The following is a 15367-nucleotide window of genomic DNA, read 5'->3' on the forward strand; positions in this document are numbered from 1 at the left end:
GCCCGCGGACCGGCCACCCGCTCCGCGCGCTCAGCGGCCGAAGCCGCGGGCCAGCCGGTGGTACGCCTGGTTCCAGCGCACCTCCTTGGTGAACTGCCGGGTCGTGGTCGACGAGTCGATCAGCAGCAGTTCGGTGCCGACCATGTCGGCGAGGTCGGCCAGCTCCTCCGCGCCCACCGCGGACGACAGCACGGTGTGGTGCGGGCCGCCCGCGGTCAGCCAGCACTCGGCGGACGTGGACAGCGACGGGGCCGGCTTCCAGACCGCGCGGGCGACCGGCAGCCGGGGCAGCGGCTCGGTCGGCTCGACGACCTCGATCTCGTTGGCCACCAGGCGGAACCGCTCGCCCAGGTCGGCCAGGCCGAGCACGATCGCCGGCCCCGGGGTGGCGTCGAAGACCAGCCGGACCGGGTCCTCACGGCCGCCGATGCCCAGCGGGTGGATCTCCAGCTTCGGCCGGCTCGCCGCGATCGACGGGCAGACCTCCAGCATGTGCGCGCCGAGGATGACCTCGTTGCCGGGGGTCAGGTCGTACGTGTAGTCCTCCATGAAGGACGTCCCGCCGCCCGGCGCCATCGCCTTGAGCGTGTGCACCAGCACCGAGGTCTTCCAGTCGCCCTCGCCGCCGAAGCCGTAGCCGTCGGCCATCAGCCGCTGCACCGCCAGGCCGGGCAGCTGGCGCAGCCCGCCCAGATCCTCGAAGTTCGAGGTGAACGCGCCGAATCCGCCCTCGGTGAGGAACTGCCGCAGGCCCAGCTCGATCCGGGCGCCGTAGCGCAGCGACTCGCGCCGGGCGTCGAGCAGCTCGGCGGCCACCTCGTAGGTGTCCTGGTACTCCGCGACCAGCTTGTCGATCTCCGCGTCGCCGATCTGGTCCACCACGGCGACCAGGTCGTTCACGCCGTACGTGTTGACCGAGACGCCGAAGCGCAGCTGCGCCTCGACCTTGTCGCCCTCGGTCACCGCGACGTCGCGCATGTTGTCGCCGAACCGGGCCAGCTTGAGGTGGCGCATCGCGGCGTAGCCGCGCGCGGCGCGCACCCAGGTGGCGATCCGGGCGACGACCGCCGGGTTGCTGACGTGCCCGGCCACCGTCTTGCGCGGCACCCCGAGCCGGCTTTCGATGAACCCGAACTCGCGGTCGCCGTGCGCGGCCTGGTTGAGGTTCATGAAGTCCATGTCGATCTCGGACCACGGCAGCGCCACGTTGTGCTGCGTGTGCAGGTGCAGCAGCGGGACACGCAGCGCGTCCAGCCCGGCGATCCACATCTTGGCCGGGGAGAACGTGTGCATCCAGGTGATCACGCCGAGCACGCCCGGCGTCGCGGAGGCCCGGCGGCAGACGTCGAGGATCTGCTCCGCGCCGGTCAGCACCGGCTGCCAGACGACGTCCACGTCGAGCGAGTCGTCCAGCCTCGCCGCGATCTCCTTCGACTGCGCGGCGACCTGCTCCAGCGTCTCCGGCCCGTAGAGTCCCTGACTGCCGGTCAGGAACCAGATCTCCGCGTTGCTCATCGTGCCCTCCGTGTGACCAGTCGCTGCATGACGATGAAGCCGAACAGCAGGACGCCGATGACGATCCGCGTCCACGCCGAGTTCAGGTCACCCTGGAAATTGATGATGGTTTGAATCAGGCCGGTGACCAGCACGCCCAGCAGCGTGCCCAAGACGTACCCGGAGCCGCCGGTGAGCAGCACGCCGCCGATCACGCAGGCGGCGATCGCGTCCAGCTCCAGGCCGTTGCCCTGCAGCGCCCAGCCGGAGGTGGAGTTGATGCTGAACAGCACGCCGCCGAGCGCCGCGCAGAAGCCGCTGAGCGTGTACACCGCGATCCGGGTGCGCCCGACCGGCAGGCCCATCAGCAGCGCCGAGTCGGCGCTGCCGCCGATCGCGTAGACGTTGCGGCCGAATCGGGTCCAGGCCAGCACCGCCGCCGCGATCAGCACCGACGCCAGCGCGACGATCGCGATCGGCGTGGTCTTGACCCCGTCGGCCAGCGGGATGCGCAGGTCGGAGAGGCTGCGCCAGAGCTCGTCGCGGATCGGGATGGACTCCTGGTTGATGAACAGCGCCAGGCCCCGGGCCAGGAACAGCCCGGCCAGGGTGGCGATGAACGGCTCCACCTTGAAGAAGTGGATCACCGCCCCCATGCCGGCGCCGAGCAGCGCGCCGAGCAGCAGCACCAGCGGCAGGACCAGCAGCGGTGGCCAGCCGCCCTGCAGCAGGGTCGCGGTCAGCGTGGTGGTGAGCGAGATGACCGCGCCGACCGACAGGTCGATGCCGCCGGTGATGATCACGAACGTCATCCCGACCGCGACCACCAGCAGGACCGCGTTGTCGCGGAACAGGTTGACCACGACGCTGGGCTGGCCGAAGTTCTCGTAGTTGGCCACCCCGCTGAGGTACATGACCAGCAGCAGCGACAGGGTCGCCAGGATCGGGACGTACTTGGCGTTCGGCCGGTAGACCCGGCGGCGCGGGTTGACCGCCGGGTCCTTGGAGACCGCCTGGGGACTCATGATGGTCATGCGGGCACCTCCGCCCGGACAGCCGGGCGCGGCTTGAAGCGCCCGAGCACCTTCTCCCGGAAGGTCGTGGACTGGGACAGGCAGAGGACGACCACGACGACCGCCTTGAACAGCAGCGTGGCCTTGGCCGGAACGCCGATGGCGACGACCGTGATGGACAGCGTCTGGATCAGGATCGCGCCGATCACCGTGCCGGCCAGGGAGAACCGGCCGCCGATCAGCGCGGTGCCACCGATCACGACGGCCAGGATGGCGTCGAGCTCGATCAGGTTGCCGGCCGAGATGCTGTCCGCGCTCTTGATGTTGGCGCTGTAGATCAGACCGGCCAGGCCGGCGAACGCGCCGGACACCACGTACACCATCACGGTGATGCGGCGCGCCCGGATGCCGGCCAGCCGGCTGGCGCTCGGGCTGCCGCCGACCGACTCCAGCAGCAGGCCGAGGGCGGTACGCCGGGTCAGCACCACGATCAGCGCCACCGCGGCCATCGCGATCAGGAACGCCACCGGCAGCGCGAGGAAGAACCCGGAGGCGATGGTCGCGTACGGGCTGGACTGCACGTTGATGATCTGCCCGTCGGTGATCAGCTGCGCGACACCGCGCCCGGCCACCATCAGGATGAGCGTGGCGATGATCGGCTGGATCCCGACCACCGCGACCAGCGCCCCGTTCCACAGGCCGAGCACGGCCGAGACGGCGATCGCGATCGCCATGATCAGCAGCACCGGGCCGGCCGCGTTCTGGTCGCCGAGGTCTTTGATCAGCAGGCAGGCCACCGCGCCGGAGATCGCCATCACCGAGCCGACCGACAGGTCGATGCCGCCGGTGGCGATCACCAGCGTCATGCCCAGCGCGACCAGGACCAGCGGCGCGCTGCCACGCAGGATGTCGATCAGCGTGCCGAACAGGTGGCCGTCGTGGACGGTCAGGAACTGGTTGGAGGTGAACACGTTGACGACCAGCAGCGCCACCAGGATGGCGGCGGGCCAGAACAGCCGGTTCTTCAGGATGGTCATGAGGTAGCTCCGCTGGCGATGGTCTGCATGATGCGATCGGCGTCGACCCCGGCGGTGTTGTCCAGTTCCTCGACCAGCCGCCGGTCCCGCAGTACCGCGATCTTGTGACTGAGCCGGAGGACCTCCTCCAGCTCGGCGCTGACGAACAGCACCGCCATGCCGCCGTCGGACAGCTCGGCGACCAGCTTCTGGATCTCCGCCTTGGCGCCGACGTCGATGCCCCGGGTCGGCTCGTCGATGATGAGCAGCCGCGGCTCGGTGATCAGCCAGCGGGCCAGCAGCACCTTCTGCTGGTTGCCGCCGGACAGGTTGCGGACCGGGCGCTCCGGGTCGGCCGGCCGGATCTGCAGGGCCTTGATGTACTTGTCGACGATCTCGTCCTGCTTGCGGCGCGGGATCGGGCGCGCCCAGCCGCGGGCGGCCTGCAGAGCCAGGATGATGTTCTCCCGCACGCTCAGGTCGCCGATGATGCCCTCGGTGCGGCGGTTCTCCGAGGAGAAGGCGATCCCCCGCTTCATCGCCGCCTGGGGGTCGCGCAGCGTGACCGGCTTGCCGTCGATGGTCAGCTCGCCCTGGTCGGCCCGGTCCGCGCCGAAGAGCAGCCGGGCCAGCTCGGTCCGGCCGGAACCGAGCAACCCGGCCAGGCCGACCACCTCGCCGGCGTGGATGGTCAGGTCGAACGGGGCGATCGCCCCGGCCCGGCCGACGCCCCGGGCCTGCAGGACCGGTGCGGCGCCGGCGGTCCCGGTCCGGGAGCGCTGCGCCTTGTCCTCCAGGCCCTCCAGCTCGGCCAGCTCCTTGCCGATCATCTTCTGGACGAGCTGCACCTGGGTCAGCTCGGCGGTGCGGTACTCACCGATGAGCTGGCCGTTGCGCAACACGGTCAGCCGGTCGGAGACCTCGTAGATCTGGTCCAGGAAGTGCGAGACGAACAGGATCGCCACACCGTCGGCCTTGAGCCGGCGCATCACCGTGAACAGCTGCTCCACCTCGGAGGCGTCCAGACTGGACGTCGGCTCGTCGAGGATGAGTACCCGGGCGTCGATGTCGATCGCCCGGGCGATCGCCACCATCTGCTGGATGGCCAGCGAATAGCTGCTCAGCGGCGCGGTGACGTCGAGATCGAGGTCGAGCCGGCGGAGCAGCTCGGCGGAGCGCCTGCGCATCCGTCCCCACTGGATCTTGCCGAAGCGCCGCGGTTCCCGGCCGATGAAGATGTTCTCCGCCACCGAGAGGTTGGTGCAGAGGTTGACCTCCTGGTAGACGGTGCTGATCCCGACCTTCTGGGCGGCCAGCGGCCCGCTGATCCGGACCGTCCGGCCGGCCAGCCGGATCTCGCCGCCGTCGACCTCGTAGACGCCGGTGAGGACCTTGATCAGGGTGGACTTGCCGGCGCCGTTCTCGCCCATCAGGGCGTGCACCTCGCCGGGGAACAGCCGAAAGTCGACGCCGTCCAGGGCGACGACGCCGGGGAAGACCTTGCGGATGCCGGTCATCTCGAGGACCGGTTCGGTTATGGGTTCACCCATCGTGCACTCCGTTCCGCGGCGTGCGGACCGTCCCGGGCCCGGGACGGTCCGCACCTGCCTTGACTCAGTACTTGCGGTCCGGGAGGGCGGCCTTGGCCTGCTCCGGGGTGAAGGTGGTCTCCTCGGTGAGGACCCGCTGCGGGACGTCCTCGCCGGCCTTGACCTTCTTGGCCAGGTCCATCAGCTGCTTGCCGAGGAGCGGGCTGCACTCCACGATGTAGTTGATCTTGCCGGCGGCGAGCGCCGTCATGCCGTCCTTGACCGCGTCCACCGTGATGATCTTGATGTCCTTGCCGGGCTTCTTGCCGGCCGCCTCGATCGCCTCGATGGCCCCGAGACCCATGTCGTCGTTGTGCGCGTAGAGCACGTCGATGTCCGGAGTGGACTGGAGGAACTGCTCCATCACAGTCTTGCCGTCGGCGCGCTTGAAGTCACCCGTCTGCGCCTTGACGATCTTGATGTTCGGGTTCGCCTTGATCGCCTCGGCGAAGCCCTTCTGGCGGTCGATGGCCGGCGCCGAGCCCGTGGTGCCCTGCAGCTCCACGACGTTGACCGGCTCGTTCTTGCCCTCGTACTCCTTGACCAGCCAGTTACCGGCCTTCTTGCCCTCCTCGACGAAGTCCGAGCCGAGGAAGGTCTTGTACAGCGAGGTGTCCTGCGAGTCCACCGCGCGGTCGGTCAGGATCACCGGGATGTCGGCGTCCTTGGCCTCCTTCAGCACCGCGTCCCAGCCGGAGGTGACCACCGGCGAGAAGGCGATGACGTCGACCTTCTGCGTGATGAAGCCACGGATCGCGGCGATCTGCTGCTCCTGCTTGCCGCCGGCGTCGGAGAACTTGAGCTCGAAGCCCGCGGCGGCCGCCTCCGCCTGGATGTCCTTGGTGTTCGCGGTACGCCAGCCGCTCTCCGCGCCCACCTGGGAGAAGCCGAGGACCAGCTTGCCGTCGTCCCCGCCGGAGCCCTTGTCGTCGCCACCACCGCAACCGGCCAGCGCGGACACGGCCAGCAGGCCGGTCACCGCCGCCGCCATCATCTTCACACGCACCATAACCTCCTGAAACTGTTACCGTTAACAAATAAGCAGCGGAAGGCACACTGGTGCCAGGGCCGCGGAGTTCTTACGGGGGCTGCGACCGCCGTCACAGCTTGCGTTTCGTGAGTGTTACCGTTCTCAACGTGAACGTCAAGAGATCAGGATCGTTGTTTCCGGGAGATTGCAAGAACGGCGGTATCACCCCCGGTCGCCGAACGATCACCTGCTAGGAATCGTCCAATGCCGACCTCTGACCCGGCGCCGGACGGCGAGCCGGCTGCCCAGACACCCGTCACCGTGATCCGGCCGCGCCCCGGCAAGGAGCGCGGCAGCGTCATGCGCGACGTGGCCAAACTGGCCGGCGTGTCACACCAGACGGTCTCCCGGGTGATCAACGATCATCCCAACGTCCGGCCCGAGACCCGGGAACGCGTGCTGGCCGCCATGCGCTCGCTCAACTATCGGCGCAACCTCGCCGCCCGCACCCTGGCCACCCGCGAGTCCCGCACCCTCGGCATCATCGGCTTCGAGACCACCCTGTTCGGACCCGAGTCGATGCTCTACGGCATCGAGAGCGCCGCCCGCGCCGCCGGCTACCTGGTCAGCGTGGCGACCGTCCGCGAACTGGCCCACCGCCCGGTCCGCGAGGCGGTGGACCGGCTCGCCCAGCACGACGTCGACGGCATCATCGCGATCGCCCCGAAACCCGCCGTGACCACGGCGCTCACCCACGCGCCGACCGGCCTGACCTGTGTCGCGGTGGGCGGCGCCGGTTCCGGCGCCGATCCGTTTCCCACCGTACGGGTGGACAACGTGGCCGGGGCTCGCCTCGCCACCCAGCACCTGCTCGACCTCGGCCACGCCACCGTGCACCACGTCGCCGGGCCACCCGACTGGCCGGAGGCCCAGGCCCGGGTGGAGGGCTGGCGGGAGACCCTGTACGCGGCCGGCGCGGTCGTTCCCCCGGTCGTGCCCGGCGGGTGGGACGCCGCCGCCGGTTACGAGCAGGGCCGCCGGCTGTCCGCCGATCCGTCGGTGACCGCGGTGTTCTGCGCCAACGACCGGATCGCGCTGGGCGTGCTGCGGGCCCTGCACGAGTCCGGCCGGCGGGTGCCGGAGGACGTCAGCGTGGTCGGCTTCGACGACATGCCGGACTCGGGCTACTTCCTGCCCCCGCTGACCACCGTCCACCAGGACTTCGCCGAACTGGGGCGGCGCGCTCTGGCCCTGCTGCTGCATCACATGTCCCGGGCCGACGGCGAGACCCCGCCGTCGAACGTGGTGGTGGCCCCGCAGGTGGTGCGGCGGGCCAGCACCGGTCCGGGCAGCGCCTGAAGCCGCGGCGACCGGGCCGGCGGGCAGTGATCCGGGCGGCGGCGCACTGCCCCGGCCGTCAATCATCGCAACGCGGCGTACCGCCCCGGCCCGGCAGTCATCGCAACCGCGGCGCACCGCCCCGGCCCGGCAGTCATCGCAACCGCGGCGCACCGCCCCGGTGCGCGATGGTCGGGCCGCGGTGGGCCGGCTCCGGGTGCGCCCGGGCGGACACCCGCCGGGAGCCACCGCCTGATGTCCGCCGATCCGCTAGATTGCCGCCATGATCGAAGCCGGCGTTCCCGTGTTCGCGCTGCTGGTGGCGGCCTTCCTGGTTCTCGTCCCGGCCGGGGTGGGGATCACCATGATCGCTGCCGGCCTGCGCCGCTGGAACCACGTGCGCCGCCTCACCGCGACCGGCGAACGGGCGACGGCCACCGTGGTCGACAACCAGATGGAGGCGCACCGGCACGGCCTGATGCGTTTCCTGCCGGTCGTCACGTTCGTCACCCGGACCGGCCGGGAGATCCGTACGGTGCTCACCGACCAGAGCAGCAACCGGTCCCACCTGCCCGGATCCCAGCAGACCGTCGCCTTCGACCCGGAACGGCCGGACCAAGCGGTCTCCACCACCGGCCAGGCCCCCGGAACGGTGAGCGCGGTCATCATGGGCGCCATCTTCCTGCTCTTCGCCGGCGTCGCGCTGTTCCTGACCAGCCTGATCTTCCTGTCCCCCGGCAGCCCGCTCACCGACCTGCCCTGAGCCGACCTGCCCTGAGCCGACCTGCCCTGAGCCGGGCCGCCCGCCACCAGCCTGCCCTGAGCCGACCCACCTTGAGCCGGCCCACCGGCCACCGGCCTGCCCTGAGCCGACCCACCCCGAGCCGGGCCGCCCGCCACCGGCCGGGCCGAGGCGGCACGCGGCCGCGCCGTTTCGGGCTCACCCGCAGTGGTGAATGAACCCGCGCCTCATCGTTCACGCCCGTTACAGTCCGAGGGGTGTCCGACGGCGATCCCGTCCCGCGCGACACCGGCCCCCCGCAGTCGCCCCTTCAGCACCGCACCGGTCCCCCACGGCACTCCCCCATCCCTTCGGGCCTGAACGGCGACAGCACCGGGACCACCCCGTCGAGCGACGTCACGAGGGACCCCACCACCCTGCGACCGGAGCGCCGAGAGGACCGGACCACCCCTTCCAGCAGAGCGACGAGAGACAGGTGAGCGAAGTGCGATCGGACCCCGGCCCCTCCGGAGGCATCCCGGGATGGCTGCGCCGCCGCCGGCGCCCGCGGCTCTCCGGCGCGCTGCGCATCCGTGACGCGTTCGGCCTCGATGTCACCATCGCGCTGCGGGGCCGCGACAGCGTCCTGACCGACGCCGGCACCGGCCTGCCCGGCCACGGTGAGGTGTGGGCCGTGCACACCGACGCGGACGCCACCGAGACCAGCCTGATGATCAGTTACGGCCGTACCGCGTCGCCGGCGTCGCGCGAATCCGGCCTCTGCCCGCCGGGCGGCACCATCACGCTGTCGGGAACCCGATTCACCTGGCACCCCCCGGCCATCCCTCCGCACCGGACGCCGCCGCCGGCGCCCGCCGAAACCGGCGCCCCGCCCACGGGAACCGGCGCCCCGCCCGCGGAAACCAGCGCCCCGCCCGCGGAAACCAGCACCGCGCCCACGGAAACCAGCACCGCGCCCGCACCCACCGAAACCGGCGCGCCGCCCACGCCCGCGAGAACCGGTCCCCCGCCCCCGGAAACCGGTCTCCCACCCGCACCCGCCAGAAGCGGCATCCCGCGCCCGCGGGCCGGCGGGTCCAGCGGCGGCATCGCCGCGCGGGTCCGCCGGGACCCCGCCGACCCGCCCGCCGGCCGGCGCGGACTCAACGCCGCGCCCACCGCCGGTCACGACGCCGGCAACGCCCCGCCCACCGCCGGTCACGACGCCGGCAACGCCCCGCCCACCGCCGGTCACGAGGCCGGCAACGCCGCGCCCGCGGCCGGCCACGACCCGGGGCCGAACCGCAACGCGCGGACCCCGCTCCCCCGCTCCGGCAACACCCGGCCGACTCCCGGCGGCCTCCGCCAGCGCGTGCGTGCCCTGGTCCGCAACATCGCCCATTCCGTACGCCGCTGACCGTCCCGGCGCTCACCCGCGTCCCGCGCCCGAGGCGATCAACCGGCGGTACGTCTCGAAGGCCGGCTTGGGCGTGTAGTCCGAGCGCAGCAGGCCGAGCTGGAAGACCGGGTCCGGGTTGTCCGAATCCGCGTCCCGGAGCGCGAAGTGCTCGTACGTGTCGATGTTGAGCCGGTTCGCGTGCTCGGCGACGACGCCGACGACCCGGTCGAGCACCTCCGCCTGGCGCCGGTAGGAGCGTCCCGGTCCGGTCGCCCAGCCGTGCTCGGTGATGTGCACCGGCACCGACTCCGGGATCCCGGCCGCGGCCAGGCTCTGCTCCCGGAAGCCGGTCAGCACCGCGGCGACGACCGCGGGCAGCCGATCGGCCGGGACGGGCTGGAAGACGTCCGGGAAGAAGTCCAGCCCCACGTAGTCCAGCGCGTCGCGGAACTCCGTTCCGCCACGCCGGCCCAGGTCGGTCCAGAACCGCTGTTCCGGATCGAAGTCCAGGGTGGCGTTGCAGCCGATCCGTACGTCCAGGCCGAGCCGCAGGGCCTCGCGTTTCGCCTCGACGACTCCGGTGACCAGCGCGTCCCGGACGGCCGGGAAGCCACCGTCCCCACCCGGCCCGGCGTGGTTGGGCTCCTCGGTGACCTGCAGTGCGGCCAGTCGTGGCCCGTGCGCCCGCAGCTGCTCGCGCAGGAAGGCCAGCCAGCCGGTGAGGTCGGCGCCCGGCTCGCGGAAGCAGGCCACCAGGTCCAGCCGGCGCGCTCCGGTGGCGTACCGCGCCGGGTTCGGCGGCGCCTCCGGCCGGTGTGGCGCCGGAGCCCGGCCGGCACGCCGGGTGGCGTCGGCGTAGTGCGTGTAACCCCGTACCAGGAAGGGTTTGTCGCCGTGCAGGGCGCGCAGCGCCGCCTCGATCTTGTCGGGGTCTTCCGGTGGACCCGGGGTGACCTGGTCGCCGTCGGTGACGCCGAGGCCACCGGGATAGATGCCGAAGGTGAGCATGGCGGCAGCATAGACAGATTTTTGGTGTCACACCAAGTTTTGAGTGACACTATGATGGCGGGGTGGGGCTGCGTGAGGAGAAGAAGCAGGCGACCCGGACGGCGATCGCCGACGCCGCGCTCGGACTGTTCCTGGAGCAGGGATTCGACCGGGTCACCGTGGCCGACGTCGCACGGGTGGCGCGGGTGTCGGTGAACACCGTGTTCAACTACTTCCCCACCAAGGAGGACCTGTTCTTCGACCGGCAGGAGCAGGTCGTCCAGCGGCTGCCGGCCGCGATCCGGGACCGGGCGGACGGCGAGTCGGCGGTGGCGGCGCTGCGGCGGGCGTTCCTCGCCGAACTGGACCGGGAGGAGGCGACGCTGGGCCTCGATCCGGGCATGGCGGGGTTCTGGCGGGTCGTCGAGGAGAGCGCGGCGCTGCAGGCCCGGTTGCGGCAGATGCGCGATCGCACCGAGGCGGCGATAGCCGACACGCTGCGGGCCCAGACCGGCGTGGACGACGCGATGCCGCCGATCGCCGCCGCCATGATCGCCGCGGTGGATTCCGCGTTGCACGCGGCGATCCGGCGCCGGTTGCTGGCCGGGGAGGATCCCGATGCGGTACGGGCACAGGTGCGCGCGGCGGCCCGGGTCGCGTTCGACGCGCTGGAGCGGGGGCTGGGGACGTACGCGACGAAAGGCGCGACGTGACCACCGACCCGGCGCTGAGCGTCACGCCGGGTCGCGGTGCGTGCCGGCCGCCGCCCGATCCTGCGCGCCGGGCCGGCGCCGGAGGAGCGCACCGGATCGCCGCGTGCGGGACCGGCCGGCGGGAAGTCTGCCGGCCCGGGCGATGCTCCCAGTCACGCCCGGGCCGGCGGGCCGCGCCTCGCCCGGCCGGATCGGCCGGGGAGATGGCGGCGGCCCGCGGAGGCCCGCCCCGGGGCGCGTCGCGTTCTGTTCGCTCACCGGCCGTTCGCTGCCGCGACGGCCGGCGACGCGCGCGCCCGGGGTGGGTCAGGACCTGGCGGCCGGGTTTCCGTAGTACGCGCCCGGGCCGTGCTTGCGCTTGAAGTGGCGTTCCTGCAGATGCCGCGGCGTGGACGCGGACGGGTTCAGGGCCAGCGTCTTGATCGCCATCTCGGCGACCGCCTCCACGATGATCGCGTGCTCGACCGACTTCTTCGGGGTGGCGCCCCAGGTGAACGGGCCGTGGTTGGCGACCAGCGCGGCGGGCATGGCCGCCGCGGCCTCGTCGTCACCGATCGCCTCGATGATCACCTGGCCGGTGTTGAACTCGTAGTCGGTGGCGCACTCCTGCGGCGTCAGGCCACGGGTCACCGGCACCGGACCGTTGAACGTGTCGGCGTGGGTCGTGCCGAGCACCGGGATGTCCCGGTTGGCCTGGGCGAACGCGACCGCGTTGGTGGAGTGGGTGTGCGTGATGCCGCCGATCGACGGCCAGGCGAGGTAGAACGCGCGGTGCGACTCGGTGTCGACCGAGGGGCGCAGGTCACCGCCGAGCACCTTGCCGGTGGCCAGGTCGACCGGGACGAGCATGCCGGGAGTGAGATCGTCGTACGACACGCCGGACGGCTTGATCAGGAAGAAGCCGCCCTCGCGGTCCACGCCGCTGACGTTGCCCCAGGTCAGCTGGGCCAGTCCGGCCTTCGGGATCACCTGGTTGGCCAGCCAGACGTCCTGGCGCAGGGCCTCCGACCCGATCGTCACGTCGCCGCTCCTTCGCTGATTGTTAGCGCTCACTATACGGGATCCGCGGTGCCAGCTTACCGGCTCGGGGATCTACTTGTGAGCGCGAACACGCGCGGTTACCGCAGGTCGGCGGCGGCCGCGTGCACCCGATTACGCAGCGTGTCCGGCAGCGGGGCGTACCCGGCCCGCTGCGCGGCGGCCTGACCGGCACGGCTGGCCGCGTACGTCAGGAAACCGCGCGCCACCTCCGAAGCGCCCGTCCGGCACACCACCTCGTAGGTCACCTGCACCAGCGGGTAGGCGCCGCTGCGCAGCCGCGGGTAGGCGATCGTCAGGCGCAGGTCGTCCGCGCCGGCCACCGTGGCCGCGGCCACCGCGGCCGCCGCGGCCTCGTCGGTCGGCGGCACGAAGTCGTCGTACGCGTCCCCGATCAGCGCCGTGGCCAGCTCGTTGACCCGGGCGTAGGAGGCCTCGACGTACCCGATCGCCCCGTCCGTCCGGGTGATCGCCGAGGCCAGCCGGTCACTGCCGGCCCGGGCCAGGCCGCCGGGCGCGGGCCAGTCGCTCGCCGCCGGGAACGGCCAGTCGGCCCGCGCCGCGTCGGCCAGGAAACGGGTGAAGTTGGCCGTGGTCCCGGAGCTGTCCTCGCGGTGCACGGTGCGGATCGGGGTGGCCGGCAGCACCGTGTCCGGGTTGTCCGCCGCGATCGCCCGATCGTTCCAGCTGGTGATCCTGCCACTGAAGATCTTCGCGATGGTCGCCGGCCGCAGCCGCAGCTCGCCGACCCCGGCCACGTTGTGGGCCAGCGCGATCGGCCCGATCACCAGCGGCAGGTGCACGGCCGGCTCGCCACCGCAGCGGGTCGCGGCGGCGGCCCGGTCGGCGTCGTTGAGCGGGGCGTCGGTGCCGGCGAAGTCGCCGGTCCCGGCGAGGAAGGCGCGCACGCCCGCGCCCGAGCCCGAGCTGGCGTAGGCGACGGCCGCCTGCGAGCAGGCGATCTGGTACTGCCGGATCCACTCGTTGAGCGCGCTCGCCTGGGCCGACGAGCCCTGGCCGCGGGCCTCGCCGGAGGCGCACGGGACCGGCTCGGCGGACGCCACCGGCTCGTCACAGGCGGACAGCAGCAGCAGCGCGGCGAGCGCGGCCGCCCGGAGCTTCTTCATCTGCGACCTCTCAGCGGTATTCGGCCAGACGGCGGCGCACGCCGACCGCCACCAGCAGCACGATCAGGGCGAGGACCACCAGGGGCAGGGCGACCCAGCCGCGCAGGACGCGTTCCGCGTCGCGCCACGCGCGGTCGAAACCCTGCCTGCGTACGTCGGTGGCCGCGCCCATCGCGGCGTCGAAGTAGGCGAAGTCGAACGCCGCGTCGCCCCGGCGGATGCCGGTCAGCGCGTCCACCGCCGCGCCGGTGCGGCCCGAGTCGGCGAGCGCCAGCACCCTCTCGTGGTCGCGCTGGTAGGCCTGCCAGCGCCGGAGCGCCTCGTCGCCGGCCAGCTCGGCCAGGCCGGGACCGCACCGGTACCCGGCCAGCGGGTCGGTCGCGCCCAGACAGTACGCCTTGGCGGTGAAGCCGTCCCGGTAGACGGCCAGGTTCGCGCTGACCAGGTAACGGCTGCTGTCCGCAGCGGCGTCGTAGCCGATCGCGCGCAGCCGGGACAGGCTGAGGTACGGCGTGAGGTCGCCGTCCCGGGCGCCGGACAGCCGGCCGGCCTGGGCGGTCAGCACGATGATCGAGCCGAGCACGAGCAGCAGGCCGAGCGCGGTGGCGGCCAGCAGGGCCGGGTTCCACGTGCGGTGGAACCGGCGGGTCAGCCATCGCTGCAGGAGCACCAGCAGGGCGAGGAGGGCCCCGCCGAGCAGGACCGCCAGAGTGATGCCGGTGGCCTCGGTGGCCCGTTTCGCGGCGTAGACCCGGTCCAGCCGCGCGGTCGCGGCGTCGCGCAGCCGCTGGGCGTCCGGCAGCAGACGCAGGTGCAGGATGTTGGTCGCCTGCGTGTAATGACCCAGCGCGTCCGGCGGCAGCCGGCCGGGCTCGGTGGCCGCCCGGCCACCGCGGTCCAGGGCACTGCGGGTCTGGCCGATGCGCTGGTGATAGACGGCGAGGCCGTCCAGCAGGTCGAGGGCGACGGCCCGCTCCGCGGGACCGGACGCGGTGGTCAGCGAGCGCTGCAGGTCGGCGTCGGCCTGGCGGGACCGTTGCCGGTACGCCCCGAGCGCGTCCACCCGGGTGCCGGCCAGGGCGTCCGATCCGCCGGTGAGCAACAGGCGGGTGACCTGCGCGTCCATGTCGCTGAGCGCGACGTAGAGGTCGGCCGCGGTGACTGCCTGGGGGGCGGCCTCCCGGCCGATGACGCGCACCTGCTCCCGCACCCGGGCCATCACCAGGCTGGTCGCCGCCAGCAGGACGGTCGCCATGACGATCACGAGCGCCGACCACAGGCGCAGACGGGCGGGGGTCTCGCTCCGCACCAATTGGCGGGCGGTGGCTCTGGTCGTTTCCAAAACCGCTGGCACGCCGTCACGGTAATCCATCGCCGCACCCGCGCCACTGACCGGATAAAACGTCACCCGCCGTTCATCCCCGATTCCCCGGCGCGTTGTTCTGTCACGCGTTTTGCCACGTGGTGACGCATCTCAGGGGTCCTGGCGAAGCATCTGGTCAGGTCGCCGGAATTGCAGGGTTCCTGATGGAGGATATGGTCAGGTCGCCGGAATTGCCGGAACGACACGACTCCGGCACATTATCGGAATTCGCCGCCCGACGACCGTGATCAATCAGGATGGGGGTCCGGCCCGGTCGTGCCCGGCGCCCTATTTTCACCGCACCCCGCCGAGCGTGGTGTCATCACCATCGGTGTTGTTTCCCGCCTGTCCGCTCCGGCTCGCCGCCCCGCCGTGCTGGGCTCACCGCTCGTCCGCTCCGGCTCGCCGCCCCTCCGTGCTCGGCTCACCGCTCGTCCGCTCCGGTTCGCCGGCCCTCCGCGCTGGGCTCACCGCTCGTCCGCTCCGGCTCGCCGCCCCTCCGCGCTGGGCTCACCGCTCGTCCGCTCCGGCTCGCCGCCCCTCCGCGCTGGGCTCCCCGCTCCTGCGGGCGTGCCGGGCGCCTGGCAGCGACCCCGGGG

General features: G+C 72.2%; 13 protein-coding genes. 4 read left to right on the top strand and 9 right to left on the bottom strand.

All coding sequences use genetic code 11. The features are described 5' to 3' along the window. Positions 1-30: 30 nt before the first annotated feature. The 5 genes from araA to ACTEI_RS22550 all read right to left on the bottom strand — a co-directional run bounded on the left by araA (position 31) and on the right by ACTEI_RS22550 (position 6121). The gene (gene araA, locus ACTEI_RS22530) at positions 31-1515 is read right to left on the bottom strand and encodes an L-arabinose isomerase (RefSeq protein ID WP_122979468.1); all 1485 of its coding nucleotides are present in this window, start codon (positions 1513-1515) and stop codon (positions 31-33) included. Then, complete coding sequence (yjfF, locus tag ACTEI_RS22535) at positions 1512-2528, bottom strand: galactofuranose ABC transporter, permease protein YjfF (RefSeq protein WP_122979469.1); 1017 nt, start codon at positions 2526-2528, stop codon at positions 1512-1514. The genes araA and yjfF overlap by 4 nt, the downstream gene beginning before the upstream one ends. Beyond that, complete coding sequence (locus ACTEI_RS22540; protein WP_122979470.1) at positions 2525-3544, bottom strand: ABC transporter permease; 1020 nt, start codon at positions 3542-3544, stop codon at positions 2525-2527. The genes yjfF and ACTEI_RS22540 overlap by 4 nt, the downstream gene beginning before the upstream one ends. Beyond that, complete coding sequence (locus ACTEI_RS22545) at positions 3541-5073, bottom strand: sugar ABC transporter ATP-binding protein (RefSeq protein WP_122979471.1); 1533 nt, start codon at positions 5071-5073, stop codon at positions 3541-3543. The genes ACTEI_RS22540 and ACTEI_RS22545 overlap by 4 nt, the downstream gene beginning before the upstream one ends. A gap of 64 nt (positions 5074-5137) precedes the next feature. Continuing rightward, entirely contained in the window at positions 5138-6121 is a 984-nt protein-coding gene (locus tag ACTEI_RS22550) for an ABC transporter substrate-binding protein (RefSeq protein WP_122979472.1), read from the bottom strand. Between the two features lie 321 nt (positions 6122-6442). Here ACTEI_RS22550 and ACTEI_RS22555 point away from each other — a divergent pair, with 321 nt between their 5' ends. The 3 genes from ACTEI_RS22555 (at position 6443) to ACTEI_RS22565 (ending at position 9558) form a co-directional block, all read left to right on the top strand. Continuing rightward, a complete protein-coding gene (locus tag ACTEI_RS22555; protein WP_122982337.1) occupies positions 6443-7441 on the top strand; it encodes a LacI family DNA-binding transcriptional regulator in 999 nt (332 codons plus the stop codon). 262 nt (positions 7442-7703) lie between these two features. Continuing rightward, positions 7704-8183 carry a DUF3592 domain-containing protein gene (locus ACTEI_RS22560; protein ID WP_122979473.1) on the top strand — a complete coding sequence of 160 codons (480 nt, stop codon included), beginning with the start codon at positions 7704-7706 and terminating at the stop codon, positions 8181-8183. A gap of 454 nt (positions 8184-8637) precedes the next feature. Continuing rightward, on the top strand, positions 8638-9558 hold the full coding sequence (locus ACTEI_RS22565) for a hypothetical protein (RefSeq protein WP_122979474.1): 921 nt from the start codon (positions 8638-8640) through the stop codon (positions 9556-9558). A 12-nt stretch (positions 9559-9570) separates the two neighbouring features. Here ACTEI_RS22565 and ACTEI_RS22570 read toward each other — a convergent pair whose 3' ends face one another. Continuing rightward, entirely contained in the window at positions 9571-10548 is a 978-nt protein-coding gene (locus tag ACTEI_RS22570) for a hypothetical protein (RefSeq protein ID WP_122979475.1), read from the bottom strand. A 62-nt stretch (positions 10549-10610) separates the two neighbouring features. On the opposite strand from ACTEI_RS22570, the gene ACTEI_RS22575 reads away from it, so the two are divergent. Then, on the top strand, positions 10611-11240 hold the full coding sequence (locus ACTEI_RS22575) for a TetR/AcrR family transcriptional regulator (RefSeq protein WP_122979476.1): 630 nt from the start codon (positions 10611-10613) through the stop codon (positions 11238-11240). A 306-nt stretch (positions 11241-11546) separates the two neighbouring features. Here ACTEI_RS22575 and araD read toward each other — a convergent pair whose 3' ends face one another. The 3 genes from araD to ACTEI_RS22590 all read right to left on the bottom strand — a co-directional run bounded on the left by araD (position 11547) and on the right by ACTEI_RS22590 (position 14759). Next, positions 11547-12260 (bottom strand): L-ribulose-5-phosphate 4-epimerase AraD, encoded by a 714-nt coding sequence (gene araD / locus ACTEI_RS22580; RefSeq protein WP_122979477.1) that lies wholly within the window; start codon positions 12258-12260, stop codon positions 11547-11549. Positions 12261-12358: 98 nt separating this feature from the next. Next, positions 12359-13405, bottom strand: coding sequence for a phosphate ABC transporter substrate-binding protein PstS (pstS, locus tag ACTEI_RS22585; RefSeq protein WP_122979478.1), 1047 nt, complete (start codon positions 13403-13405; stop codon positions 12359-12361). 10 nt (positions 13406-13415) lie between these two features. Then, positions 13416-14759 (bottom strand): hypothetical protein, encoded by a 1344-nt coding sequence (locus tag ACTEI_RS22590; protein ID WP_122982338.1) that lies wholly within the window; start codon positions 14757-14759, stop codon positions 13416-13418. Positions 14760-15367: the final 608 nt, after the last annotated feature.

Source organism: Actinoplanes teichomyceticus ATCC 31121 (assembly GCF_003711105.1).
Classification (GTDB): Bacteria; Actinomycetota; Actinomycetes; order Mycobacteriales; family Micromonosporaceae; genus Actinoplanes; species Actinoplanes teichomyceticus.